Origin of the sequence: Novosphingobium sp. LASN5T, from assembly GCF_003856955.1 — a bacterium.
Taxonomy (GTDB): Bacteria; Pseudomonadota; Alphaproteobacteria; order Sphingomonadales; family Sphingomonadaceae; genus Novosphingobium.
Genome location: NZ_RQSI01000017.1, coordinates 38,076 through 64,068, shown reverse-complemented (window position 1 = coordinate 64,068; position 25,993 = coordinate 38,076). Strand labels below are relative to the sequence as shown.

Sequence of the window (25,993 nt, the reverse complement as noted above, 5' to 3'; positions counted from 1 at the left end):
GGAGACGCGTTTGCCTCCATCCATGTCCCAACGATTTCAGGACTTTCTACCCCGCCCAGCGGCGCACCAGGTTGTGATAGACCCTGGTCAGCCGCAGCGCCTGCGGATCGCCGCCACCCCCGCCCCCACTCGCACTCTGGCGCGCGTTGAGCGCCTGGATGGTCTGGTCGAGATCGAACAGCGCCTCGCGCGCGGCACCATCGCGCACCAGCGATTCCACCCAGAAGAAGGCGCAGAGGCGCTCGCCGCGCGTCACTTCGTTCACCCGGTGCAGGCTGGTCGCCGGGTAGAGCACCATGTCGCCGGCGGCGAGCTTGTAGGCCATGCGGCCGAAATCGCCGGCGATGGCCAGCTCGCCGCCGTCGTAGTCCTCGGACAGGAACAGCGTCGCCGAAAGATCGGTGCGCAGCCGCGCGCCGGTGGCGGGATCGATCCGCAGCGCGTTGTCGACATGGTCGCCATACTGCTCGCCGGGGCCATAGCGGTTGAACAGCGGCGGGTAGATCGCCTTGGGCAAGGCCGCCGACAGGAACAGCGCGGAGGCCGACAGCGCCTGCTGCACGCGCTGGCGCGCGGTTCGGGCGGCCTCGCCATCCTCGGGCAACTGGCGGTTGCGCTTGACCCGTGCCGCCGCCGGGCCGCTGGTCACGCTGCCGTCCACCCAGTCGGCCGCGGCGAGCGTCCGGCCCAGCGCCAGCGCCTCGTCACGGGGCAGAACCTGGGGGATGATCGTCAGCATCGCGTGTCCTTCGGCATCGCCATGGATGGCGAACCAGCATAGAGGCCAGCATAGAGGAACCGTGCCCCCCAGTGCCAGCAGGAGATTGCCGCGATGGCCGATGCCGATTTCACCGATCCCCGCCCCTGGCCGCAGGAAGGGCGCGAACGGATGATCTATCCCTCGCCGGTGGGCTGGAAAGGCACCGACTTCGTCGACAACGAGGCCGAGCTGCTCAAGCGGCTCAACCCGAAGACGGTGTTCATGATGGGCGACAACCCCGCGCTGCCACGGATGCCCGAACGCCCGCGCCTGCTCGATTTCTTCCGCTGCCGCTTTGGCGACATCACCGTGCGGCACCTGCTGGTCAGCGCCAAGCGCGCGCTGGACGACGGGCAGGACGAAAAGGTCGTGATCGCCTGCCTGCTGCACGACATTTCCAACGGCTGCCTGATCCGCGCCGATCACGGCTACTGGAGCGCGCAGCTCGTCGCGCCCTATGTCAGCGAGGAAGTGGCTTTCGCCGTGAAATATCATCAGGCGCTGCGCTACGTGTCGGACGAAAGCGTGGGCTATACCTACCCCGAAAGCTACGATCGGTTCTTCGGCCCGGATTACGCGATGCCCGAATACCTCCAGCGCGATGCCGACTATGCGCGCGGCCACAAATGGTACGGCACCGCGCGGCAGGTCACGCTTTACGACACCTATTTCTTCGACGATTTCCCGCCGGTCGATCCCGACGAACTGACCGACGTGATCGGCCGCCATTTCCGCGAGCCGGAGGAAGGACTCGGCTTCGACGCCAGCCCCACCGCGCACATGTGGCGCACGATGATCTGGCCCAACAACTTTCTCTAGCGGAATCAGGCGCGCGCGGCGGGACAGTCCGGAACGGGCCGTTCCCCGCTTTGCGCAAGCGCGGACAGCGGCAATAGTGCCCCGACGGAACCGGCGAAAACGGTCTCCGGGCGCGGATTGCACGCGGACCGCCCCGGGGCTTCGCCCGATACCCGAAGGCCCGTCCCGCGCCCCCGCGGCGCCTCACGTCGACGACCGGGCCGTCCAGGCCACGGTGCCTCCCCCCCGAGCGCCGTGGCCTCTTTTTTTGGCGTTTATGTTTTTTGCAAACTCACCATCGTCATTGCGAGCGTAGGGCAAGAGTTTGCAAGCGACATAACCGTCTTTTTTTTGGCAGTCGCGCTCCCCTCCCGCTTGCGGGAGGGGTTGGGGGTGGGCTGACTCCGCCCTACCAGTGCCGCCCCAGCCAGATCAGCAGCAGCGCGCCCAGCACCGAGGCGAGGCAGCCGGCGCGATTCACCCCTTCGCCGAACGTGCTGCCCGAACGCCAGCTGGCGAACACCCCGGCCACGATCGATCCGCCGATTCCCAGCAGCACCGTCTTCACGAACCCCAGGTCCACCGGGCCGGGATAGAGGATTTCCGCCAGCAGCCCCACGAAGAAGCCGGTGATCACGATCGAGATCAGGTTGAACACGCTTTTCGCCTCCGCCTTCCACAGCTTTTTTCCTGCTTCGCGGGGTGTGCCCGATCCGGCGCGATTGTCCACAGGATGGTGGTTCGGAGCGAAAATTTTTGGACCCGTCACGATTTGGTCTTGAAGTGCCGTTTTCCCCGCGCGTCGCTGCACTGCACAATGGCTTTCGCTGCGACGAAGCGAATCGGGATTACGACGAACCGAATCGTCAACTGATGGTTTACCCTCTTGTGTCTGAATCCCGTTGAGGCACTATGGATAGTGGTCGGACCGTGTGGGGGCCTCTAGACCTTGTTGAGAACGGAAGCGCGCCCTTGGGCGCGTGGCGGCTGCCGGCTTCGTGCCGGCGCCCGCTTCCGTGCCTGCGCAAGGGGCGCGAGACCCGATTTCATGACCCGCGCGGGCCATCTTGTGGTAGGATTGGGGTCTTGCTCCCGATTCGAACGGAAGCGGAACATTCGGACCGGCCGGAACAGGCCGGCGGGTGTCCGGCCAGCAGATTTGGACGGCCGGCCGGGTTTCGGTCGGGCGGTGGTGAAACCGGGGGTTAGACGTGGATTTCAGGACTGGGGACGGCTCCGTGGCGGCGCAGGACGAATTGGGCCTTGATGGCGCGACTCTCGAAGGCGCGTCGCCGGCAGAAGGCAGAACGGCGATGAGTTTGAATACGCAGGATTCCGGGACCGAGGCGCTGGTCGCCGCCGTGGCGGCGGCCGCGGCCGCCAGCGTTCCCGCGCCCGAGAAGGAAAACTCGCGCACCGTCCGCGCCCGCCGCTTCGGCATCGTCACCGATGAATCGCGCGATGCGCTGCTCACCGCGTTCGGCAAGGACACGCTCGACGACCGCTACCTGCTGCCCGGCGAAAAGTACCAGGACCTGTTCGCCCGCGTGGCCGATGCCTATGCCGATGACGAGGCGCACGCCCAGCGGCTCTACGACTACATCTCGAAGCTGTGGTTCATGCCCGCCACGCCGGTCCTCTCGAACGGGGGCACCGGGCGCGGGTTGCCGATCTCGTGCTACCTCAATTCGGTGGACGACAGCCTGGAAGGCATCGTCGCCACCTGGAACGAGAACGTCTGGCTGGCCAGCCGGGGCGGCGGCATCGGCACCTACTGGGGCCAGGTGCGCGGCATCGGCGAAAGTGTGGGCCTGAACGGCAAGACCAGCGGCATCATTCCGTTCGTGCGGGTGATGGACAGCCTCACGCTCGCGATCTCGCAAGGCTCGCTGCGGCGCGGGTCGGCCGCCGCCTATCTCGACGTCTCGCACCCGGAAATCGAGGAGTTCCTCGAAATCCGCAAGACCAGCGGCGATTTCAACCGCAAGGCGCTGAACCTGCACCACGGCGTGCTGCTGACCGACGACTTCATGGAAGCCGTGCGCGATGGCGCCGAATTCCCGCTGCGCAGCCCCAAGGACGGTTCGGTGCGCGGCAAGGTGGACGCGCGCAGCCTGTTCCAGAAGCTGGTCGAGGTGCGCCTCGCCACGGGCGAGCCCTATCTGGTGTTCTCCGACACCGTGAACCGCATGATGCCCAAGCATCACCGCGATCTCGGCCTCAAGGTCTCGACCTCGAACCTCTGTTCGGAAATCACGCTGCCGACCGGCCGCGATCACCTCGGCAACGATCGCACCGCCGTCTGCTGCCTGTCCTCGCTCAACCTCGAAACCTGGGACCAGTGGCACGGCGACAAGCACTTCGTCGAAGACGTGCTGCGTTTCCTCGACAACGTGCTGCAGGACTATATCGACCGCGCCCCCACCGAAATGGCCCGCGCCAAGTATTCGGCGATGCGCGAACGTTCGGTCGGCATGGGCGTGATGGGCTTCCACTCGTTCCTGCAGCAGAAGGGCATCGCCTTCGAATCCGCGATGGCCAAGGCGTGGAACCTCAAGATGTTCCGCCACATCGCCGCCAAGGCGGACGAGGCCAGCCTGCTGCTCGCGCAGGAACGCGGCCCCTGCCCCGATGCGGCGGACATGGGCGTGATGCAGCGCTTTTCGTGCAAGATGGCGATCGCGCCCACCGCGTCGATCTCGATCATCTGCGGCGGCACCTCCGCCTGCATCGAGCCGATCCCGGCCAACATCTACACGCACAAGACCCTGTCCGGCTCGTTCGTGGTCGAAAACCCCTATCTCAAGGCGCTGCTCCAGCAGAAGAGCAAGGATTCCGCCAACGTGTGGAATTCGATCCTCGAGAACGGCGGATCGGTCCAGCACCTCGATTTCCTCAGCCCCGAGGAAAAGGCGGTGTACAAGACCAGCTTCGAGATCGACCAGCGCTGGCTGCTCGAATTCGCGGCGGACCGCACCCCGTTCATCGATCAGGCGCAGTCGCTCAACCTCTATATCCCGGCGGACGTCGACAAGTGGGACCTGATGATGCTCCACTTCCAGGCGTGGGAGAAGGGCATCAAGTCGCTCTACTACCTGCGCTCGAAGTCGGTGCAGCGCGCCGGGTTCGCCGGCGGGGTGGAGGCGGACAACACCGCCGAAGCGCCGAAGATCGAACTCAGCGCTGGCGACCAGACCGACTACGAGGAATGCCTCGCCTGCCAATAAAGGCCTGCCAATAGGGGCCTGCCGGTAACGGACTTTCCCCAGCCGGCACCCCGCATTTCAGGAAACCGCCGCCATGGGCACCGGACCTGCCATCGCCACGCTTCCCGCCCCTCGGGGCGCGGCGGGGCGCATGGGTCCGGCCGTGCCGGGCGGCCCCGTTTCTCCTCCCGCCAGCACCGGATCGATGACCGCGCCATCCTCCTTACATTCCGCGACATTTTGCGGCTTGCCCGCAGGCGCGGCGGCGTGTCTGGAGGCCCCGGATCGTTTGCATTCGGGAGTATCGGGCAATGCGCAAGTGGCACCGCTGGACCACGGTGTTCTTCGGGATTTTCATGCTGTGGATGGCGGTGACGGGCATCGCCAGCCACGTCACCGCTCTGTGGCCGGCGGGCGAAGCGCCGCCAGCCTCCGCGCAAATGGCCGCGCCCGCCGGCTTCCACTGCCCCGAAACGATGACGTGCAAGCCCAAGGCGCCCAAGGGCGGGATGCGCGCCTGGGTGGGCATGTTCCATCACCTGCACTCGGGCGAGACGTTCGGGCCGCTCGGCACCGCGATCTCGCTGCTGACCGGCTGCGCGCTGCTGTTCTTCAGCATCTCGGGCCTGTGGATGTACCTCCAGATGTGGCGCAACCGGAAGCAGCGCGGCCTCAAGCCCGGCTGGTTCTGGCCGTAACGCTTCGGACGGGGGATAACCGCCCTTCCTACCCGGCGCGCGCGGCGACTTCGCTTCCGCGCGCGCCTTATCGTGCCTATCTCTCGCAGACTCACTGACAGGACTCACGCCCATGCCGCTTCTTGAAGCCCGCAAGACCTACAAGCCCTTCGAGTATCCGTGGGCCTACGAATACTGGAAGCGCCAGCAGCAGGTCCACTGGCTGCCGGAAGAAGTGCCGCTGGGCGAGGACTGCCGCGATTGGGCGCAGAAGATCAGCGATCACGAGCGCAACCTGCTCACGCAGATCTTCCGCTTCTTCACCCAGGCCGACGTGGAAGTGCAGGATTGCTACCACGAAAAGTACGGCCGCGTGTTCAAGCCCACCGAGGTCAAGATGATGCTGGCCGCGTTCTCCAACATGGAGACGATCCACATCGCCGCCTATTCGCACCTGCTCGACACCATCGGGATGCCCGAGACCGAATACGGCATGTTCCTCGAATACGAGGAAATGAAGGCCAAGCACGATTACCTCTCGACCTTCGGCGTGGAGACGGACGAGGACATCGCGCGCACGCTCGCCATGTTCGGCGGTTTCACCGAAGGGCTGCAGCTGTTCGCCAGCTTCGCCATGCTGATGAACTTCCCGCGCTTCAACAAGATGAAGGGCATGGGCCAGATCGTCAGCTGGTCGGTGCGCGACGAAAGCCTGCACTGCGAAGGCATCACCCGCCTGTTCCACGCCTTCGTTGCCGAACGCGGCTGCCTGACCAAGGCGGTGAAGGAAGACATCATCGATTGCTGCCAGAAGACGGTGCGGCTGGAAGACGCCTTCATCGACCTGGCCTTCGAACAAGGCCCGGTGCCGGGCATGAGCGCCAAGGAAATCAAGAAGTACATCCGCTACATCGCGGACTGGCGCCTGGGTCAGCTCGGCTTCCAGCCGATCTACATGATCGACGATCACCCGCTGCCCTGGCTCGCCCCGCTGCTCAATGGCGTGGAGCACGCCAACTTCTTCGAAGCGCGCGCCACCGAATATTCCAAGGCCGCCACGCGCGGCAACTGGAACGACGTCTGGTCCAGCTTCGACGCCCGCCGCAAGGCCAAGTCGGCCGCCAACGCCGACGTGAGCCTCGAAAGCGAGGAAGACATGTTCAAGGCGGCCGGAATCGCGGCGGAGTAAGCAGCGCAAGGACATCCCCCTCCCGCTTGCGGGAGGGGTCAGGGGTGGGTCTGCTCCCTCCCCTCCATCACCGCGCTGCGAATGGCCGTAACCACGCCCTCGATATTCCCCAGCACCGCGGCATTGGTAAAGCGCAGCACGCGATAGCCATTCGCCGCGAACCAGCGGTCCCGCGCGGCGTCTTGCTCCAGCCGCGCCTCGTGGCTGAAGCCGTCGAGTTCCACCACCAGCCGCATCTCCCGGCACAGGAAATCGGCGAAGAACGGCCCGACCGGCATTTGCCGGCTGAACTTCGCACCCGTCTGCGCCCGCGAAAGGTAGCGCCAGAGCAGCCGTTCGGCGGGAGAAGCCGCATGGCGCAGTTCACGCGCCCTTGAAGTATCGCGCGGCTGGAAGGCCATCGGTGGAAAATGACCCACCCCCAACCCCTCCCGCAAGCGGGAGGGGAGAAGAAGATACGACCGATTTGGCATTTATCCTCCCCTCCCGCCTGCGGGAGGGGCCGGGGGTGAGCCTGCCCGCCCTCCCCACGGATCGGGAGCAGGGCTTGGCCGGCCTTGCCCACGCTCCTTCGGGCCTGGCGCCACGCGCGTTCCGGCCCGGCGCGACCGGTGTGGGGCGCGGGTTCAAGGCGGGGCGTTTGCCAAGTCCCTGGCCCAGGCACACCAGCACCGGACGGGAAGCGTGGATGTGGCGCGGTGATTCAACCGCTGCCGGCACGGGGCCGTACCTGCGAGCCGCCGCCCCTGCCGAAGCCCCTTCCCTCATGGCCGAGCCGGACCGGGCCTGCTGCCCCACCGGCCGTTCGCGACCGCAGCCTTCGACACGCCCTTCCCGCGCACCTTCCGGGTGCCGCACCGGTCGCGCGTTTCCGTATCGTCCTTTCAGGCCAGAGTCCGGGTTCGCCGCCGGATGCGGGCGCTTATCTGCGGTTCAGCCCCGCTCGCGCCCCATCACCCGCGTCGGCACGCCCTGATAGCGCAGGCCCGGCAGCAGGCGTTCCTGCTTCATGATCACGCTGTGCCCGCCCACGCGCGCGCCATCGCCCACGTCCGCGCCATAGAGCGGCACCGTGCCCGCGCCGATCGTCGCGCCCTTGCCGATGAACACCTTGTCCACCTTCAGCACGCGGTCCTCGAAGGTGTGCGCCTGGAACATCGCGGTCACCGTCGCGCCATCGCCGATGTGGATCATGTCCGGGTCCACCACTTGCGCGAACTGCGGCCCCAGCACCGCGCGCTTGCCGATGGTGAGGCCCATCGCGCGCAGGAAGCCGAGCAGCAGGAACGTGCCTTCCAGCCGCTGCAGGATCAGGTTGGCATACTTGGCCCAGGCGACATAGACATAGTCCCACCGGCTGCACCAGCACGACCACAGCGCGTGCTGGCCCGGCTTCACCCGCCCGATCAGCGTCCACTTCAGCGCCCACACCGCCGCCAGCAGCGCCATGATCGGCGCGAGCATGGCCCCCGGCAGCACCAGCAGCGCGAAGGCGGCATCGCCCGTCACGCCCCGGCCGCGCGCCACCATCGCGTACCACAGCGCGGAGAGCAGCAGCGGCAGCACCGGCAGGGCGAAGCGCGCCACTTCCCAGAACACGCGGTTCCAGTAGCGCACGGGCGAGGGATCGTGGGTGAGGCTGCGGTCCATGTCCACCACCTCGCGCCGGGGCAGGTCGAAGCAGGGGTGGCCAAAGCGCGATTGGCCGGCGGCGATAAGGTCGGGCCGCGCCACGGTGGCGATGCCGATCAGGATGTCGTCGGGCAGGCGCGTGTTCGCCGGGATCACCGCGTGGTTGCCCAGGAACGTGTTGCGCCCCAGCTCCACCGTGCCGAGCGTGACCGTGCCCGCGCGCACGTCCGCGCCGCCGAGGTAAATGCCATCGGCGAAGAACGTCTCCGCGCCGATTTCCACCAGTTCGGGCACCACGTCGATGATCGTGCTGATCTCGCAGCTGGCGCCCACGCGCATTCCGGCCAGGCGCAGCCACTTGGACCAGAATACCGTGCCGCTCAGCCATTCGCCGGCGGCGTGGAGCATCCCGGTCTTGATCCACACCCGCACATAGGCGGGGCTGAACCGCCCGATCGTGCCCGGCTTCACGCGGCCCATCGCGCGCAGCATCAGCGCGCTCCACACCAGCGTCAGCGGCACCGCCGCCACGGTCAGGCCGATCAGCACCAGCCCGGTGCGCGAAAGCGGCGCGGGATGCGCCATCCACGCCCACATCGCGTCATAGGTCACGCCGGCCCGGCGCATCACCGCCAGCGACAGCAGTTCGGCGGGCAGCGCCGCGACCAGCGCCGCCAGCCCTTCCGCTGCCAGCAGCAGCGCGCTGTGCAGTGCGGGCGAAAGCGCCGTGCCCTGGGCCGGTGCCGGCGCTTCGGGCGCGGGGCCGACGCGGCTCGCCGGCACGCCGCCCCACAGTTCGCCCGGCGGGATCGTGCCCCCGGCGTTGAGGATCGACAGCGCCGTCAGCACGCTGCCCGCGCCCACGTGGCAATCGCCCTCCACGCCCGCGCGCACGCCCAGCGTGGCGCCTTCGCCGATCGTCACCGCGCCGAACACGATGTCGCCCCGGTCGAGTTCGGACAGGCCGATGTGCGCGTCCTGCCCCAAGGAGACGTTGTCGCCGATCGTCAGCAGGTCCCACCCGCCGCGCCGCAGGTCCACCCCGCGCGCGATGTGGACGTTGCGGCCGATCCGCGCGCCCAGCGCGCGCAGCGCCGCCTGTTGCACCACCGTGCCCTGGATCAGCGGCCAGGGAATCAGCCGCACCGCCTGGAACACCACCCAGTGGCGCAGGTAGAGCGTGCTCCACACCGGTGCGCGCACCGCGCGATAGCGCCCGACCGCCAGCCGCTTGACCAGCACCGCGAACAGGATCGCCGCCGGCACATAGAGCGCCAGCGCGCCCACCGCCGCCAGCGGGGCAAGCAGGACGAAGGCGGTCATGCTCATGTGCCCGAACAGGCGGGGGATGACCTGGAACGCCGCGAACCACGTCAGCCAGCCGCCCGCCGCCAGTTCGCCCAGCAGCCAGCCGGTCTGCACCGCTTGCGCCAGCCGCGGCCGCGCCACGCCTTCGCGCACCAGCGGCGCCTCGTCGGCCGCGTCCGCCGCCGGCATCGCCCGGTCGGCCAGCAGCGCCAGCGCGCGCACCGTCCGCGCCTCGTAGATGTCGGACACGGTGATCCAGTCGGTGCGCGGATCGTCGCGCAGCAGCGTCACCAGCAGCGCCGCGCTCAGCGAATCGCCGCCCAGATCCTCGAAGAAATCGTCCTCCACCGAAACGCCGTCGCCGCGCTTGAGGATGTCGGCCATCCCGGCGGCGAGCAGGCGCTCCATCTCGCTGGCGGGTTCCGCCCGGCGCCCGCTGCCCGTGGCGGCGCCGGTGGCGGGCGCGGCGATGTCGATCAGCGGCAGCGCCGCACGGTTGAGCTTGCCGCCCACCGTCGTCGGCAGGTCGTCGATCAGCGCAATCTCGCGCGGGACCATGTAGCGCGGCAGGGTGGCGAGCAGATCGCCGCGCAGCGCGTCGAGGTCGAGCGGCTGGCGCGGATCGTCGGCCACCACGAAGGCGACGAGTTCGGGCACGCCGCGATGGTCCTGCATCCGGCAGCCGGCGGCGCGCACGCCCGGCAGTTCGGCCAGCCGCGCCTCGATCTCGCCCAGTTCCACGCGGTATCCGCGCAGCTTGACCTGCGCGTCGATCCGCCCGTGGTAATAGAAATTCCCGTCCGCCTCGCGGTGCACGAGGTCACCGGTGCGATAGATGCGGCCCAGCACCGGATGATCGCAGAACTTCTCGGCGGTCAGGTCCGGCCGGTTGCGGTATCCGCGCGCCACGCCCGCGCCGCCCATGCACAGTTCCCCGCGCATTCCCTCGGCCACTTCATCCAGCGCTTCATCCAGCACCCAGGCCTGCATTCCCGGCACCGGCGCGCCGATGGTGATCGGCTTGCCCGGCACGATATCGCCGCGCAGGCAGGTCACCGCGCATTCGGTAGGGCCATAGCCGTTAACCAGCCGCCGGCCCTTCTGCCACAGGTCGGCGATGTCGCGCGGCAGCGCCTCGCCACCCACGTAAAGCAGCTTGAGGTCGGGCAGCGCGCGTTCGGGATCGGCGCAGCCGCTGGAACGCAGCAGCGTCGGCGGCGGGCAGAACACGGTGGCGCGCTCATCGCGCAGCCAGCCGACGATGTCCGGCCCCAGCCGCGCCGCCGCATCGTCCATCACCAGCAGCGTGGCGCCGGTGGCGAAGGCGAGCCAGGTCTCCTCCAGCGAGGAATCGTAGGCGGAGGACGATCCCTGCACCACGCGGTCCGCCGTGGTCAGGCCGAATTCGGCGATGTCGGACGCGACGAGGCTGGCGATGTTGCGATGCTCGATCATCACCCCCTTGGGGCGGCCCGTGGTGCCCGAGGTGTAGATCACATAGGCCAGCCGGTCGGCGGCGAAGCCCTCCGGCAGATCGCCCGCCGGGGGGTCGCGCGCCAGCAGCGCGTCCGCGTCGAACAGCCGCGCGGGATCGGCCACCAGCGGCGCCAGCCGCGCCAAGCCCACGGCGTCGGCCAGCACGGCCACGGGCTCCGCATCCTCCAGGATTTCGCGCATCCGCTCCTCGGGGAACGACGGGTCCAGGCAGGTGAACGCCGCCCCGGCCTTCAGCACCGCCAGTTGCGCGACATAGAGCAGTGGCGCGGTGCGCGGCAGCAGCAGCGCGACGATCGCTTCCCCGGCGATCATCGGCGCAAGGTGACGCGCCAGCCGGTCCGAAGCGTCCGCCAGTTCGGCATAGGTCATCGTCGCGCGCACGGCGCGGTCGCGGCCCGGCGGGATGTCCAGCGCCATCTGCCCCGGCACGCGCGCGACGGTATCCGCCAGAAAGGCGTGCAGCAGGCGGCCGGTCTCGTCCGCCGCGCCGCGCGCCAGAATTGCGCTGTCCTCGAAATTCATATGGTCCCCTGCTTCCGGCCCGAAGCGGCCCGCGGGTGCCCCGCATGACGCGCTCCGCCGGAGCGGGGCGCCATGCCGATACAATCCGCGATTTTCCAGCAATAGATGCGGGCTATCGACTGCAAAGTGACCGTCAAATTAAGGTCCGGTAAGGAAGGCCCCGCACCACCTTTCGATAATCTCGAACACTTTGGCCCACATTATCCGGATCATTCCGACTCGGGCTTTGCGGCATAGTGACCACATCGCACGATGGAGACGACGCCATGCTCAAAGCCCTGCTCGACACCGCCACCCCGCGCCTCAGCCCGGCCGAATGGCAGGATGTGAAGGCCGCGCTCAACGCCGTGGCCGATTGCCCCTGCGGCCAGCCCCCGCTCGCCGGATCGCTGCGCGACCGCGTGGGCCGTGCAGTTGGCGCGATCACCGGCCACGTCGTCAAGCCGCGTCCGCGCGCCGCGGCCGACACCATTCCCGCCCACCTGCGCCCGGTGCGCGATTTCCTGTGCGAAAGCCACCGCACCCGCGCCCTGGCCCACCAGCATATCCCGGCGCTCGCCGCGCAGGGCTATTCACCCGCCCAGATCGAAGCGATGGCGCTGCTCGGCGCCTGATCTCTCTCCAAACCAAGGAATCCCGCCATGACCACCCGCACTTCCACCGTCGACGGCGTCGATCTCGTCATCCTTCCGCCCGTCCGCGATCTGGGAGACGGCTTCCAGGTTCGCCGCGCGCTGCCTTCGGCGCACCGCCGCATGGTCGGCCCGTTCATCTTCTTCGACGAGATGGGGCCGGCCACGTTCGACACCGGCGAAGGGCTGGACGTGCGCCCGCACCCGCACATCGGCCTCGCCACGATCACCTACCTGCTCGAAGGCGAGATCCTGCACCGGGATTCGCTGGGCTCGGTCCAGCCGATCCGCCCCGGCGAGGTCAACTGGATGACCGCCGGCAGCGGCATCGTCCATTCCGAACGCACCGCGCAGGAGCAGCGCAGCCACGCCAACGCGCTGTTCGGCCTGCAGACCTGGGTGGCGCTGCCCACCCAGGCCGAGGAAGTCGATCCCGCCTTCGTCCACCACAAGGCCACGGAGATTCCGGTGATCGAGGACGCCGGCACGCGCCTGACGCTGATCGCCGGCACGTCGGACGGGCTGGTCTCGCCGGTGAAGACCTTCTCCGACATGGTCTATGCCGATATCGCCCTGGCCGATGGCGCGCGCTATCAGGTGAAGGCCGAACACATCGAGCGCGCGATCTACGTGGTCGGCGGCGAAGTGGAAGTGGTCGGCCAGACCGGCACTTTCGCCAAGGACGAACTGGTGGTGTTCAAGCCCGGTGCCGAAGTGATCCTGCGCGCCCGGGGGCAGACCCGCATCATGCTGCTGGGCGGCGAACCGCTGCCCGAAAAGCGCAACATCTTCTGGAACTTCGTCTCGTCCTCGGCCGAACGGATCGAGCAGGCCAAGGAAGACTGGAAGGCCGGCCGCTTCGCCCGCGTTCCCGGCGAAAGCGAATTCATCCCCCTGCCGGCCTGACCGCCCGCCCGTTTTCAGGAGAATCCCGATGGTTCACGGCACCGCCCATATCGGCAAGGACCGCTACCGCACCGAGATCGAGGTCGACGGCCACCGCATCGTGGCCGACGAACCGCCCGCGCTCGGCGGCGCCAACGCCGGCCCCGCACCCTATGATCTGATCCTGGCGGGGCTCGGCGCCTGCACCGCGATCACGCTGCGCATGTACGCCGATCGCAAGCAGTGGCCACTCGAATCGCTCGACGTGGCGCTGCGCCTCACCGGCGGCAAGGACGATCGCCGGATCGAACGCGTCCTGACCATCGCCGGGCTGGACGCGGACCAGCAGGCGCGCCTGGCCGATGTGGCCGAACGCACCCCCGTCACGCTCACGCTGAAGGGCGGCATCGCGATCGACACGCGGCTGGCCTGAACGGCCCGGCCCGGCTTTAGCTCTCCCGCCTTTCGTCATTGCGAGGGGCGAAGCCCCGCGGCAATCCAGAGCGGTATGCGGGCCAAAGCGGCACGCGGGGCACTGGATTGCTTCGCTTACGCTCGCAATGACGATGCGGATGCCGTCCGCCTCTATCCCGCCGCCAGCTTGCGCCCTTTCGCCCCGGCCGCCACGGTGAAGCGCGCCAGCCGGCTTTCGGTATAGCGCGGCTCCAGCACGGTGGAGACGGCCAGGTAATCGGCCACGGCCTGCGCGGGCGTCAGCGTCAGCAGGACATAGCCCTTGGCACGCTGGTCGCAGAACACCACTTCGGGGCTGGCTTCGCGCAGCATCTCGCCCAGCGGCACCGCCGGCATCTCGTCGCCGATCGAGGGGCTGGTGATCGACGAGGTGCCGAATTCCACGGCCACCGCGGTGCCGGCGTCGTCCGCCAGATTGGTGGCCCAGAAGGCGTGGCTGTCGCCCGCCAGCACCAGCGGTTCGCTGCCGGCGCGGCGGAAGCTGGCATAGAGCCGCTCGCGCGCCGCCGGATAGCCGTCCCACGCATCGAGGTTGAACGGCACCCCGGCGCGGTAGCCGGCCTGCGCGGCTTCCGCCCGCCGCCGCGCGCGGGGCGACATCGCCGCCAGCATCGCCGCCGCCTTGTCCGGCCCGAACTGCTTGTCCAGATCGGGGCCGTTGATCCGGCCCATGTTCACCTGGTTGCCGATCACCTGCCAGGGCGTGCCCGCCTTGACCGACCCGGCCAGTTCGCGCTCCACCCAGGCGCGCTGCGGTTCGCCCAGCATCTCGCGGTCCGGGCGGTTGCGCTCTGCCAGCACGGCGGCGATGTCCTCGGCGGCCGGCACCCCGTCCTTATGTTCCGCCTGATGACTGCGCGCCAGCAGCCGCGTTTCCACCATCAGCAGCGTGGCCAGATCGCCGAAGGCGAAGCTGCGGTTGATCGCTTCCCACGGCTGGCCCGGCCGGGGATCGCGGATCGGCAGCCATTCGAAATAGGCCTGCATCGCCGCCGCCTTGCGCTTGCCCCAGTCGCCCTCGGTGGCCGGCTGGTGGTTTTCCGCGCCGCCGATCCAGCTGTCGTTCGCGGTTTCGTGATCGTCCCACACGCAGATGAACGCGGCGCGGGCGTGGGCGGCCTGCAGCATCGGATCGCGCTTGTAGAAGGCGTGGCGCGCGCGGTAGTCGGCCAGCGTCACCACTTCGTGCGCCGGCTCCACGATCCGGCCGATTTTCCGCCCGATCGCCGCGCCGTAGCCGTCCGCGCCGTATTCGTAGATGTAATCGCCCAGGTGGATCACCGCGTCGAGCCGGTCGCGCCGGGCCAGCGCGTCATAGGCGTTGAAGAACCCGCCGGGATAGAGTTGGCAAGTCACCACCGCGAAGACCACGTCCGCCGTCGCGCCCCGGGGCAGTGTGCGGAAGCGGCCGGTGGGCGAGCGGGTGCCATCGGCCAGTTCGAACCAGTACCAGTAATCGGTGCCCGCCTGCAGCGTGGCCGGCTCCACCTTCACCGTGAAATCGCGCGCCCCGCGCGCGTCGGCCGCGCCGCTTTCCACCGGCGTGCCGCCCTCGCTCGCCGCCACGTGCCAGCGCACCGGGATGGACGCTCCGGTGCCGGCATCGTCCGGCGTGACGCGCGTCCACAGGATCGCGCCTGAGGTCGTGGGATCGCCGCTGGCCACACCGTGCAGGAACGCCGCTTTCGGCGCGGCGGCTTCGGCGGCGAACGCGGGCAGAATCGCGCCGGACCCAAACATGCCCAGCGCGGAACGACGGTTGATTTTCATGCCTTGTCTCCAGTCCCGATTCGCATGCTATGCCGGAATGCCGCGCTAGGCGCGAAGTTTGAAACGGGCGTGACAGCAAGCAGGCACGGACTGGCCGCCGGTTGGGACTGGACAGGGACCGCGCCCGCGCGCATCTGGCCGCCATGATCCGCAAGCTCGCCGCCCTTGTCGAACCGTTCATCCTCGCGCTTCTTGGCACCGTGCTTCTCGCCAGCGTGCTGCCGGCGCGGGGGCAGTGGGCCACGGTCGCGGAAAGGGCGGCCGATGCCGGCATCGTCCTGCTGTTCTTCCTCCACGGGGCCAAGCTCTCGCGCGAGGCGATCTGGGACGGGATGCGCAACTGGAAGCTGCACCTCGCCACGCTGGGGGTAACGTTCGCGCTGTTTCCCGCGCTGGGGCTGGCCTTCGGCAAGCTGCCCTTCGTGCCGCCCGCCTTTGCCACGGGCCTCCTGTTCCTGACGCTGCTGCCCTCCACGGTGCAGTCCTCGATCGCCTTCACCGCGATCGCGCGCGGCAACGTGGCGGCGGCGGTCTGCGCCGCCTCGTTTTCGAACTTCGTGGGCATCTTCGCCACCCCGGCGCTGGTCGCGCTGCTGATGGGGGGGACCACCGGCGGCATTTCGTGGCAGTCGGTCGAAACGATCCTGTTGCAACTGCTGCTGCCCTTCGTGGTCGGGCACCTGCTGCGCCCGTGGGTCGGCGCCTTCGTTGCCCGGCACAAGGCGCTGGTGGGCCGGGTCGATCGCGGCTCCATCCTGCTGGTGGTCTATTCGGCGTTCGGCGCGGCGGTGGTCGAAGGGCTGTGGCAGCGCGTCTCGCCGGAAAGCCTCGTGGTGCTGTCGATACTGTGCGTCGTGCTGCTGGGGATCGCGCTGCTGCTCACCACGCTGCTCGGCCGCGCGATGAAGCTCTCACGCGCGGATGCGGCGGTGCTGCTGTTCTGCGGCTCCAAGAAAAGCCTGGCCAGCGGCGTGCCGATGGCCGGCGTGCTGTTCGCGCCGGCGCAAGTCGGCATCGTGCTGCTGCCGGTGATGCTGTTCCACCAGTTCCAGCTGATCGCCTGCGCGATGATCGCCCCGCGCCTCGCCGCCGCGGCGGAGAAGGACGCGGGCCAAGCGGGCAGCCGGACTTCCGTTTAGCCCGCTTTCGTCATTGCGAGCGCAGCGAAGCAATCCAGTGCCCCGCTAGCCGCTCTGGATTGCTTCGGGGCGGTGCCCCTCGCAATGACGAGGGAGGGCGATGTGCTCCCGCTCCAGGCGACGCGGGCGCCGCCTAGTACCCCGCCTCCACCGCCACGCGGATGGCGTCGGCGCTGGTCTTCACGCCCAGCGCGCGGAACATCGCCGCGCGGTGCATCTTGATCGTGCGTTCCGACAGGCCAAGGTCCCACGCGATCTGCTTGTTGAGCTTGCCCCGCGCCATTTCCAGCAGGATTTCGCGCTGGCGATCGGTCAGCGCGTCGATCCGCTGGCGCGCGGCGGTGAGGGCAACCTCGCGCGGAGCGGCTTTCGCGCCATCGTCCGGCACTTCCATCTGCGAGCCGAGGAAGTATTCGACCTCGCCATCCGCGTTGAAGATCGGCGCGATCATCACGGCGTTGCGGAACGGCGTGCCGTCCTTGCGGTAGTTGCGGATTTCCACGAGCGCGGGCTGGCGGGCGACGACCGCCGCGCGCAGCGTGTCGGTCAGCTCCACTTCCGTTCCCGCGCCGCGCAGGAACCGGCAATTGCGGCCGATGATCTCCTCGCGCGCATAGCCCGTCAGGCGGATGAACGCCGCGTTGCAGGAAACGATCGGGTTGTCCGGCTGGCGTGGATCGGTCAGCACCGCGGCGGTCGCACTGTTCTCTATCATCGCGTCTGGCACCATGCGTCCACCCTAGCGCCAGACGGGCGGTGCAGGCAACGGGGAGACTGGCGTCGCTGCCCGCCATGGCGTTAGGTTCGGTTCATGAACCGCCGATTCGTGCTTGCCGCCCTGCCCGTGTTCCTCGCGCTCACCGCCGCCACGCCGCACCGCGCCAGGGCGCCCGCGCGCCCGACCCGCCCGCCGGCGGAAATCCCGCTGGCCGATACGGTGCGCGTGGCGATCAACACCGAACTCGGCGCGATCGTGCTCGATCTGGATGGCAAGCACGCGCCCGTCACCACCGCCAATTTCCTGCGCTATGTCGATCAGAAGCGGTTCGATGGCGTGGTGTTCTACCGCGCGATGCACCTTGCCTGGGGCGAACAGCCCAACGGGCTGATCCAGGCCGGCGTGCGCGGCGATCCCAAGCGCGTGCTGAAGCCGATCGCGCACGAGCCGACGAACGTCACCGGCATCCTGCACAAGGCCGGGGCGATCTCCATGGCGCGCGGCGCGCCGGGCACGGCGACGGGCGATTTCTCGATCATGCTGTCCGACATCGCCGGGCTGGACGCCGATCCCGCCTCCGCCAACCCCGAAGCGCAGGCGGGCTATGCCGCGTTCGGCAACGTCGTTTCGGGCATGGACGTGGTGCGCAAGATCTGGGATGCGCCGCTTTCGCAAACGCTGGGCGAAGGCGCGATGCGCGGGCAGATGCTGGAAAAGCCGGTGAAGATCCTCACCGTGCGGCGCGTGCCGTTGCCGGCGGTGGCGCCAGCTCCTGCGCAATAGGCCACCACTCCCCATCCGTTCGCCCTAAGCCTGTCGAAGGACGCGGGGTATCATATCGTCCGGCTTCGGCATTGCGGCCAGAGATTGCTAGGGTTACGCTCGGTCTGATGAAAAAGGCCTGGCTGATTGCAATCTCTCTATTCGGGGCAGTTTGCGCGTTGCCGTTGACGGGAGATCCCCGAGTAGTCCTGACGGATTGGTCACCCCCTCTCGGGACGATTTCGTACATCGAGTTGGCATCCCGCTTCGCGCCTTGGAAGATAAGCGCGTTGGGGTTGAGTTGCGGCTCCGATCGCCAGCTTCGCCTTGTCCTTCGCTCTCGGCTGCCGGGACCGCGATGGGTCTTCCAGAAAGACAATACAGACGAGGCAACGATTGTCATCGGAGACATCGCGCACGAATTGGTGGTGCCGATGACGCTCACGGAAACAGGAGTAGTCGACACGTTGATTTCTGAGCGCCTTTCTCCGTCTCAGTTGCAATTGTTGTCGGCCAATCTTGGCACCGCTGAGCCGCAGGCGGTTAACGTCTTTACGATGGAAACAGGCACATTCATGAAAGCCCGAGCTAGCAATTCGGCCGTTCGGAAAGTGATTTCGGCCTGCACTTGAACTAGCGCGAATGCCGGCCTTCACGTGGCCAACCGCTTCAAGGTCCAACCGTATCGCACGTCCCTCGACAGGCTCAGGACGAGCGAGGGTTTGTACACGCAAGGCCCGCAGCGGGCACCTCCGCAACCGCCAAACCCCATCCGCTCACCCTACGCCTTCAGCCCCATCACCTTCGCAAAGGCCGTCTTGAACGCGGCCATTTCCGCCGGCGTGCCGAAGCTGATCCGCATCCAGTCGGGCATGTGCTTGCGCGATCCCGAGGTGAACACGCGCTCGCGCGCCAGCGCCGCCTGCACCTCCTCGCCCGGCCGGCCGACGTGGAGCATGGCGAAGCTGGTTTCCGACGGCAGGGTGCGGATGCCGCGTTCCTTCAGCCAGGCGAACACGTCGTTGCGCACGGCGGCGGTATAGGCCTTGCGCGCGGGGACCAGCGCGGGATCGAGCAGGCTCGCTTCCGCCGCGATCACGGCCGGCATCGGCGGGATGTTCACGCCATAGTCCATCAGCCGGTCGAGCAGATCGCGCCGCGCGGCGACGAGGCCCAGGCGCAGCCCGGCGAGGCCGTAGATCTTGGAGAACGTGCGCAGCACCAGCACGTCCGCGCCCTTGGCCACCAGATCGAGGCACGACTGGGCGCTTTCGCTGTAATGGATATAGGCCTCGTCGATCAGCAGCAGCGATCCGGCGGGCTTGTTGGCCAGCAGCCATTCGATGTCCGCGCGCGGAGTGACGAGGCCGGTGGGGTTGTTGGGATTGCAGATGTAGAACAGACCCGCATCGGGCGCGGCGGCCAGCAGCGCGCGCACATCGAGCGCGAAATCGCCGGCCAGCGGCACGGTGACGGCGCGCGTCACCGGCTGGCCATTGGCGCCGTAGAAACCGTCCGAAAAGGTCGGCTCGGCATAGGCGATCGGCCGGTCTTTGCTGGAAAAGGCCAGCATCGCGTTGCGCAGCGGCGCGAACGATCCGGGGTGGATGGCAATATTCTCAGCCTTGAGCCCGTTCTGCGCGGCGAACAGCGTGGCCAGCCGCGCGGACAGCGGAAAGCCATAGCGCCCGCCCAGCTTTTCCAGCCCGGCCAGCGCCCGCAACGCGCTTTCGCCGGGGCCGAGCGGGTTCTCGTTGGCGTTGATGAACACGCCGTCGGTCAGCGAGGCGATCATCCCCGCCGGGTCCTGTGGCGGCAGCGGCATCGCCGGTTGCGCCCGCGCGGGGGACAGGTGCGCCGAAAGCGGCAGCGCGGCCGCCGCGCCCAGCGCGCCGCGCATCAGCATCCGGCGCGAAACGGTGCCTGCAAGATCGTCGGTCATGGCTTTCCCCTGTGGCCCCGTGGCTCGTACCGCCAGAGTGCCGCGTGCGGCGCACAATGCAATGGCCTTCTTGGCGGCGGCGCTTGGGGCGCGTGGAATGCCCACCCCCAGCCCCTCCCGCGAGCGGGAGGGGAGCGAGACTTGCCGGCCCACAGGCCGGCTTAGTCGCAGCGGGGTGGGCTGGCCGCGCTCGGCGGCGCGGAACCGCTCAGCCCCGCAGCACCACCGCCACCGCGTCGGCGATCGCATCGTGGACCAGCGTCAGGTCTTCGGCGGAAATGCAGTAGGGCGGCATCACGTAAATGGTGTTGCCCAGCGGGCGCAGCAGCACGCCGGCTTCGCGGAACAGCGCCATCAGGCGCGGCGCCAGTGCGGAAAGATAGCCGCCGGCGGGGTCTTCCACGTCCAGCGCGATGATCGTGCCGCAGCGGCGCGGGTTGCGAATGCCGGGCAGCGCGGCCAGCCGGTCCAGCCCCGCCTGCTGGCGCGCGCCCAGCGTGGCGATGCGCTCCAGCACCGGCTCCTCGCGCCAGATCGCCAGGTTGGCGCGCGCGGCGGCGCAAGCGATCGGGTTCGCGGTGTAGCTCGACGAATGGTAGAACGTCTTCGCGCGGTCGGTGGACCAGTGCGCCTGGAAGATCGGCTCGCGCGCCAGCGTCACCGCCAGCGGCATCGATCCGCCGGTCAGCCCCTTGGCCAGGCACAGGATGTCGGGCACCACGCCCGCCTGTTCGCAGGCCAGCAGCGTGCCGGTGCGGCCCCAGCCGGTCATCACCTCGTCGGCGATGAACAGCACGCCATGGCGGCGGCAGACCTCGGCCATCGCCGCCAGCACGCCCGCGCCGTACATCATCATGCCCCCGGCGCCGAGCACCAGCGGTTCGACGATGAAGGCGGCCGGCCTTTCGCGGCAGGCGGCTTCCAGCGCTTCGACCGTGTTCGCCCCGTCGCCCACCGGGAACGGAATGCGGCCCACGTCGAACAGCAGCGGATCGTAAGGCGCGTTATAGACCCCGCGCTCCCCCACCGACATCGCGCCGATGGTGTCGCCGTGGTAGCTGTGCTCCATCACCAGGATGCGGTGGCGCGGTTCGCCACTGTGCGCCCAGAAGCCCAGCGCCATCTTCAGCGCGACTTCGACCGAGGTGGAGCCGCTGTCGGAAAAGAACACGCGGGTCAGTTCGGGCGGCAGGATTTCGGTGAGGCCCCGCGCCACGTCTTCGGCCGGATCGTGCGTCCAGCCGGCGAAGATCAGCTGGTCGATCTGCCCCGCCTGATCGCGGATCGCCTCGACGATGCGCGGGTGGCAGTGGCCGTGCGTGGTCACCCACCAGCTCGATACCGCGTCGATCACGCGGCGGCCCTCGGCGGTATAAAGCGCCGCGCCTTCCGCGCGGGTGACGCGGGTGACTGGTTGGCCCAGCCCGTGCTGCCAGAACGGATGCCAGACGGGCGATTCGCTCACCGGAAGTCCTCGATGCGGAAATGCGTGGCGAAGGCGGCGGCCACCGTCTGCGCCGTCAGTTCGGCCAGGCGCGGCAGCCGCCCCAGCCGCCGCACTTGCCCCATCGCCGCGATCGTCGCCTCGCTGTCCTCGTTGCCATCGCCCACGAAGGCCACGCCCAGCACCGGCACGCCCCGCCCGCGCAGCACCTCGATCGTCATCAGGCTGTGGTTGATCGTGCCCAGTTCGGTCCGCGCGACGATCACCGTCGGCAGGTTCCACCACGCAAACACATCGGCATAAGTCGTGCCGCGCGTGACCGGCACCAGCGCGCCGCCCGCGCCCTCGATCACCAGCGGGTCCACGGCGGGCACCGCCAGCCGCGCGGGATCGATCACCACCCCGTCGATCTCGGCCGCGCGGTGGGGGGAACAGGGCGTGGTCAGGCGATAGGCTTCGGGCAGCACCCGGTCGGCGGGCAACCCGCCCAGCCGGGCGACGTGATCGCGGTCGGCGCCATCCTCCAGGCCGGACTGCACCGGCTTCCAGTAATGCGCGCCCAGCGCCCCGGCGAGCGCGGCGGAAAACACCGTCTTGCCGATGCCGGTATCAGTGCCGGTGACGACGATGCGGGTCATGCCAGCACGCGTCCTAGTGTCTGCGCGAGCGCGTCGATGTCCGCGCAGGTAACGTTGAGCGTCAGCGAGATGCGCAGGCGGCTGGTGCCCTGCGGCACGGTGGGCGGGCGGATGCCGCGCACGTCGAACCCGGCCTGCTGCAAGGCTTCCGCCACGCGCATGGTCCGCGCATCCTCGTGCAGGATCAGCGGCAGGATCTGCGATCCGGTGGGTTCCACGCCGAACGGCGCCAGCGCGCGCTCGGCGTGGCGGACCAGCGCGGTCAGGTCGTCGCGCCGGCGCGGTTCGTCCGCCAGCATCCGGATCGCCTCGCGCACGGCGGCGCAGACCAGCGGCGATGGCGCGGTGGAGAAGATGAAGGCGCGGCCCCGGTTGACCAGGAACTCGCGCACGATCCGCGGCCCCAGCACCAGTGCGCCCTCGCACCCCATCGCCTTACCGCAGGTGCGCAGCACGATCGTATCGGGCCGGCCTTCGAGATGGGCGGCAAGGCCGCGCCCGTCGGGGCCGAACACGCCGGTGGCGTGGGCCTCGTCAATGAACATGATCGCCTCGTGCCGCCGCGCCACCGCGGCGAAGGCATCGACCGGGGCGATATCGCCGTCCATCGAATAGAGCGTTTCGAAGGCGAGCCAGATGCGCCCGGTGTGGCCTCGCGCGCGCCATTCGCGCGCCGCGTCGTCGAACGCCTGCGGATCGTTGTGCGCCGCCGCCACGGCCGTCGCGCGCGTCAGCCGCAGGCCTTCGTGCATCGAGGCGTGGACCAGTTCGTCATGGACGATCAGATCGCCGCGCTGGGGCAGCGTGGACAGCAGCGCGGCGTTGGCGGCATAGCCGGCGGAGAAGAACAGCGCGGCTTCGCTGCCGAAGAAGGCGGCGGCCTCGGCCTCCAGCGCCTCGTGCTCGGGATCGTTGCCGCGCAGCAGGCGCGATCCGCCCGATCCCAGCGGCACCCCGCGCGCGACGGCGCGTTCCACCGCCTGCGCCAGGCGCGGCGCGCGGGCCATGCCGAGGTAATCGTTCGAGGCGAAGTCCACGCCCCGGCGCGGCGCCAGCGCGCGCAGCCGGGCGCGTTCGCCCAGCGCGGCAAGGTCCGCCGAATGCACGCGCCACAGCGACGCCGCGCTCAGCGTGCCGCCGCCCTCCGCATCGATCCTGGCTTCCCTCTCCATCCCGCGCTCCGGTTCAGGCGGCGCAGGCTCCGGCGCAGGTGCGTTCGGCTTTCGCGGCGCGGGCCGGTTCCTCGCCTTCCATCGGCTTCAGGCCCAGCCGCGCGAACAGCGCCGCGTCGGCATCGTCGCCGGCGTTGGCCGCGGTCAGCAGGCGGTCACCGGTGAAGATCGAATTGGCCCCGGCCAGGAAGCACAGCGCCTGCGTCGCGTCCGACATGCTTTCGCGCCCGGCGGACAGGCGCACCATGCTCAGCGGCATGGTGATCCGCGCCACCGCCACGGTGCGCACGAACTCGATGTCGTCGATCTTGGCCAGCGGCGTATCGGCCAGCATGTCGCCCAGCACGGTGCCCTTGATCGGCACCAGCGCGTTCACCGGCACGCTTTCCGGATGCGCGGGCAGCGTGGCCAGCGCGTGGATGAAGCCCACGCGGTCGGCCCGCGTCTCGCCCATGCCCACGATACCACCCGAACAGACGTTGATCCCGGCGTTGCGCACGTTCGCCAGCGTGTCGATACGGTCGGCGAAAGTGCGGGTGGTGGTGATCTCCTCGTACCGTTCGGGCGAGGTATCGATGTTGTGGTTGTAGTAATCGAGGCCGGCGTCCGCCAGCTGCGCGGTCTGCGCCGGGGTGAGCATCCCCAGCGTCATGCAGGTTTCCATGCCCATCTGGCGCACGCCCTTGATCATCTCGATGATCGCCGGCATGTCGCGGTCCTTGGGGTTGCGCCAGGCCGCGCCCATGCAGAAGCGCTGCGATCCCGCATCCTTGGCCTGCGCCGCCGATTGCAGCACGGCCTGCACGTCCATCAGCTTGGTCGCCTTCACGCCGCTTTCGGCCGAGGCCGATTGCGAGCAGTAGCCGCAGTCCTCGGGGCAGCCGCCGGTCTTGATCGACAGCAGCGTGCAGAGCTGCACCTCGTCCGCCCGGTGGTGCGCCCGGTGCGCTTCCGCCGCGCGGAACAGCAGGTCGGTGAACGGCAGGTCGAACAGCGCCGCGATCTCCTCGCGCGTCCAGTCGGTGCGCGGTGCCGGCCGGGTTGCGGGGCGAATGGCGGTGTCCTGCATACTGCGGTTCCCTTACGCGATTGATTCCCGCGCCCTTAACCCAAAAGCGGCCGGGGTGCCCTCAAAAAAAGCGGGGCGTTGTCCAGCGTGGAAAGCGCGCGGATTTTCAGGCGCGTGCCGGCGCTCCTGTCGTCTCCCAGGGTCGCCGTTCGAGCAGGAGCGCGAGCGCGGCGCGGTTGAGCGCCGTGGCCTCGGCCTCGCTGTCGGCCTCGGTATAGCAGCGCAGTTCCGGCGCGTTGCCCGAAGGGCGCAGGTGGATCACCGCGCCGCCGGTAAAGGTCATGCGGAACCCGTCGGTCCGGTCGATCGTGGCGATCGGGCCGGCGATGGGAGCGAACAGGGCTTCGGCCCGCGCCTTCTGCGCGGCATCGTCGCCCGCGGTCAGCATGGCGATCAGCGCCTTGCTGTGTTCGACCGGGAAGTCCTGCAACCGGTCCGAATAGGTCACGCGCGGCGGCAGGGTGGCAAGCAGGTCGGTCAGCTTGCCCGGCCGCGCCGCGTGGATCACCGCCAGCATCGGCAGCACCGCATCGCGCGTGGGCAGCGCGGTCAGCGTCGCGCCGTCGTTCGCGATGGCATCGCCCAGCAGGAAGCCGCCGTTCGCCTCGTACCCGCAGACGCGTGTGCCGCCGTCCGCGCGCGCCTGGTTCATCGCCGCGATCACATAGGGCGAACCGATGCGCGTGCGCAGCGTGTGGGCGAAGCTGCCCGACCGTTCCAGCACGGTGTTGCTGCTGACCGGGGTGACCACGCGGTCCGCCCCCAGCGCCCGCGCGCAGAGCACGCCCAGCACGTCTCCACGCAGCCAGGTGCCGGTATGGTCGGCCAGCAACGGCCGGTCCGAATCGCCATCGGTGGACACGATCGCGTCGAGCGGCTGTTCGGCGGCCCAGGCCTTCGCCAGCGCGATATCCTCGGGGCGCACGGCCTCGGTATCGACCGGGATGAAGCTGTCGGCGCGGCCCAGCGGCACGGCCTCCGCGCCCAGCGCCTCGACGATCCGGGTCACGATATCGCGCCCCACGGCGGAATGCTGATAGACCCCGATGCGCAGGCCGGCGAGCGCGTCGGCGCCGAAGAAATCGCGATAACGCGCGAGATAGGCGGTCTCGACATCGACCGGCTCCGGCAGCGGCGCGGGCACGGCGAGCATCCCGTCATCGGTGAACTTGCCATCGGGCAGCGTCACCGCCTGCTCCTTCATCCCGGCCTCGTCGTCCTTCAGCACTTCGCCGGCGGGGCGGTAGAACTTGATGCCGTTGCGGTCGGCCGGGATGTGGCTGCCCGTCACCATCAGCGAGGGGATGCCCTCGGCAAAGGCGTGGAGCGCCAGCGCGGGCGTGGGCACATAGCCGCAGAACACCGGCTCCGCCCCCAGATCGCGCACCGCTTCGGCGCAGGCGGCCAGGATGCGCGGCGTGCTGGGGCGCAGGTCGCCCGCCAGCGCCACTTGCGTGCCGGGCGCGAATTCGCCCAGCCCGGCCAGATAGAGCAGGAAGCCCTGGGTATAGCCGTAGCAGACCCGGTCGGTCATCGCGGAGACCAGCCCGCGCGCGCCGCTGGTGCCGAAGGCGACGCCCGATTGCGTCATGAGATCCTGGACGGAAGGGGATGCTGGCTGGTTCATCGTGCCCTGATACTGGAAAGAAGGACTTGCGGCAGGTCCGCATGGACCGGCTTGACGGCTATCGCAATGCCGCAGACCGGTTACCATTTCGAAATGGCTCGAAGATCGTATCGTTCCGATCGGCTGTGCAAA

22 protein-coding genes are annotated in these 25,993 nt (G+C 68.8%); 10 read left to right on the top strand and 12 right to left on the bottom strand.

Going from position 1 to position 25,993, the window contains the following annotated elements:
• Positions 1-46 precede the first annotated feature (46 nt).
• Positions 47-739: a Fe2+-dependent dioxygenase gene (locus tag EH199_RS12930; RefSeq protein WP_124809702.1), complete on the bottom strand. Its 693-nt coding sequence runs from the start codon at positions 737-739 to the stop codon at positions 47-49.
• Between the two features lie 93 nt (positions 740-832).
• Between EH199_RS12930 and EH199_RS12925 the strand changes: the two genes are divergently transcribed.
• Positions 833-1,579: a hypothetical protein gene (locus tag EH199_RS12925; protein WP_124809701.1), complete on the top strand. Its 747-nt coding sequence runs from the start codon at positions 833-835 to the stop codon at positions 1,577-1,579.
• A gap of 388 nt (positions 1,580-1,967) precedes the next feature.
• Here EH199_RS12925 and EH199_RS12920 read toward each other — a convergent pair whose 3' ends face one another.
• Positions 1,968-2,327: a GlsB/YeaQ/YmgE family stress response membrane protein gene (locus EH199_RS12920; protein ID WP_223806653.1), complete on the bottom strand. Its 360-nt coding sequence runs from the start codon at positions 2,325-2,327 to the stop codon at positions 1,968-1,970.
• A gap of 442 nt (positions 2,328-2,769) precedes the next feature.
• Here EH199_RS12920 and EH199_RS12915 point away from each other — a divergent pair, with 442 nt between their 5' ends.
• The 3 genes from EH199_RS12915 (at position 2,770) to EH199_RS12905 (ending at position 6,630) form a co-directional block, all read left to right on the top strand.
• Positions 2,770-4,785, top strand: a complete 2,016-nt coding sequence (locus EH199_RS12915) for a ribonucleoside-diphosphate reductase subunit alpha (protein ID WP_124809700.1) — start codon at positions 2,770-2,772, stop codon at positions 4,783-4,785.
• Positions 4,786-4,991: 206 nt separating this feature from the next.
• Entirely contained in the window at positions 4,992-5,462 is a 471-nt protein-coding gene (locus tag EH199_RS12910) for a PepSY domain-containing protein (RefSeq protein ID WP_124809699.1), read from the top strand.
• Between the two features lie 112 nt (positions 5,463-5,574).
• Positions 5,575-6,630 carry a ribonucleotide-diphosphate reductase subunit beta gene (locus EH199_RS12905; protein ID WP_124809698.1) on the top strand — a complete coding sequence of 352 codons (1,056 nt, stop codon included), beginning with the start codon at positions 5,575-5,577 and terminating at the stop codon, positions 6,628-6,630.
• A 38-nt stretch (positions 6,631-6,668) separates the two neighbouring features.
• On the opposite strand, the gene EH199_RS12900 is transcribed toward EH199_RS12905, so the two are convergent.
• Positions 6,669-7,049 carry an endonuclease domain-containing protein gene (locus tag EH199_RS12900; RefSeq protein ID WP_223806651.1) on the bottom strand — a complete coding sequence of 127 codons (381 nt, stop codon included), beginning with the start codon at positions 7,047-7,049 and terminating at the stop codon, positions 6,669-6,671.
• Between the two features lie 514 nt (positions 7,050-7,563).
• A complete protein-coding gene (locus EH199_RS12895; RefSeq protein ID WP_124809697.1) occupies positions 7,564-11,589 on the bottom strand; it encodes a non-ribosomal peptide synthetase in 4,026 nt (1,341 codons plus the stop codon).
• A 266-nt stretch (positions 11,590-11,855) separates the two neighbouring features.
• On the opposite strand from EH199_RS12895, the gene EH199_RS12890 reads away from it, so the two are divergent.
• The 3 genes from EH199_RS12890 to EH199_RS12880 are packed head-to-tail and all read left to right on the top strand — an operon-like array spanning position 11,856 to position 13,539.
• Positions 11,856-12,203: a hypothetical protein gene (locus tag EH199_RS12890; protein ID WP_223806650.1), complete on the top strand. Its 348-nt coding sequence runs from the start codon at positions 11,856-11,858 to the stop codon at positions 12,201-12,203.
• A 27-nt stretch (positions 12,204-12,230) separates the two neighbouring features.
• Complete coding sequence (locus EH199_RS12885) at positions 12,231-13,127, top strand: pirin family protein (RefSeq protein ID WP_124809696.1); 897 nt, start codon at positions 12,231-12,233, stop codon at positions 13,125-13,127.
• Positions 13,128-13,155: 28 nt separating this feature from the next.
• The gene (locus tag EH199_RS12880; RefSeq protein ID WP_124809695.1) at positions 13,156-13,539 is read left to right on the top strand and encodes an OsmC family protein; all 384 of its coding nucleotides are present in this window, start codon (positions 13,156-13,158) and stop codon (positions 13,537-13,539) included.
• A gap of 152 nt (positions 13,540-13,691) precedes the next feature.
• Here EH199_RS12880 and EH199_RS12875 read toward each other — a convergent pair whose 3' ends face one another.
• Positions 13,692-15,350 carry an alkaline phosphatase gene (locus EH199_RS12875; protein ID WP_124809694.1) on the bottom strand — a complete coding sequence of 553 codons (1,659 nt, stop codon included), beginning with the start codon at positions 15,348-15,350 and terminating at the stop codon, positions 13,692-13,694.
• A gap of 143 nt (positions 15,351-15,493) precedes the next feature.
• Here EH199_RS12875 and EH199_RS12870 point away from each other — a divergent pair, with 143 nt between their 5' ends.
• A complete protein-coding gene (locus EH199_RS12870; RefSeq protein WP_124809747.1) occupies positions 15,494-16,489 on the top strand; it encodes a bile acid:sodium symporter family protein in 996 nt (331 codons plus the stop codon).
• Positions 16,490-16,622: 133 nt separating this feature from the next.
• On the opposite strand, the gene EH199_RS12865 is transcribed toward EH199_RS12870, so the two are convergent.
• Positions 16,623-17,204, bottom strand: a complete 582-nt coding sequence (locus tag EH199_RS12865; RefSeq protein WP_190287260.1) for a PAS domain-containing protein — start codon at positions 17,202-17,204, stop codon at positions 16,623-16,625.
• Between the two features lie 96 nt (positions 17,205-17,300).
• Here EH199_RS12865 and EH199_RS12860 point away from each other — a divergent pair, with 96 nt between their 5' ends.
• The gene (locus EH199_RS12860) at positions 17,301-17,990 is read left to right on the top strand and encodes a peptidylprolyl isomerase (protein WP_124809692.1); all 690 of its coding nucleotides are present in this window, start codon (positions 17,301-17,303) and stop codon (positions 17,988-17,990) included.
• Between the two features lie 107 nt (positions 17,991-18,097).
• Entirely contained in the window at positions 18,098-18,601 is a 504-nt protein-coding gene (locus EH199_RS12855) for a hypothetical protein (protein ID WP_124809691.1), read from the top strand.
• Positions 18,602-18,750: 149 nt separating this feature from the next.
• Here EH199_RS12855 and EH199_RS12850 read toward each other — a convergent pair whose 3' ends face one another.
• The 6 genes from EH199_RS12850 to EH199_RS12825 all read right to left on the bottom strand — a co-directional run bounded on the left by EH199_RS12850 (position 18,751) and on the right by EH199_RS12825 (position 25,825).
• Positions 18,751-19,911, bottom strand: coding sequence for an aminotransferase class I/II-fold pyridoxal phosphate-dependent enzyme (locus tag EH199_RS12850; RefSeq protein ID WP_124809690.1), 1,161 nt, complete (start codon positions 19,909-19,911; stop codon positions 18,751-18,753).
• A gap of 208 nt (positions 19,912-20,119) precedes the next feature.
• Positions 20,120-21,376: an adenosylmethionine--8-amino-7-oxononanoate transaminase gene (locus EH199_RS12845; RefSeq protein WP_124809689.1), complete on the bottom strand. Its 1,257-nt coding sequence runs from the start codon at positions 21,374-21,376 to the stop codon at positions 20,120-20,122.
• A complete protein-coding gene (bioD, locus tag EH199_RS12840) occupies positions 21,373-21,993 on the bottom strand; it encodes a dethiobiotin synthase (protein WP_124809688.1) in 621 nt (206 codons plus the stop codon). Before bioD ends, EH199_RS12845 begins: the two co-directional genes overlap by 4 nt.
• Positions 21,990-23,165 carry an 8-amino-7-oxononanoate synthase gene (locus EH199_RS12835; protein ID WP_124809687.1) on the bottom strand — a complete coding sequence of 392 codons (1,176 nt, stop codon included), beginning with the start codon at positions 23,163-23,165 and terminating at the stop codon, positions 21,990-21,992. The genes bioD and EH199_RS12835 overlap by 4 nt, the downstream gene beginning before the upstream one ends.
• A gap of 13 nt (positions 23,166-23,178) precedes the next feature.
• On the bottom strand, positions 23,179-24,234 hold the full coding sequence (gene bioB, locus EH199_RS12830) for a biotin synthase BioB (RefSeq protein WP_124809686.1): 1,056 nt from the start codon (positions 24,232-24,234) through the stop codon (positions 23,179-23,181).
• Positions 24,235-24,340: 106 nt separating this feature from the next.
• A complete protein-coding gene (locus EH199_RS12825; protein ID WP_124809685.1) occupies positions 24,341-25,825 on the bottom strand; it encodes a phosphomannomutase in 1,485 nt (494 codons plus the stop codon).
• Between the last annotated feature and the right edge of the window lie 168 nt (positions 25,826-25,993).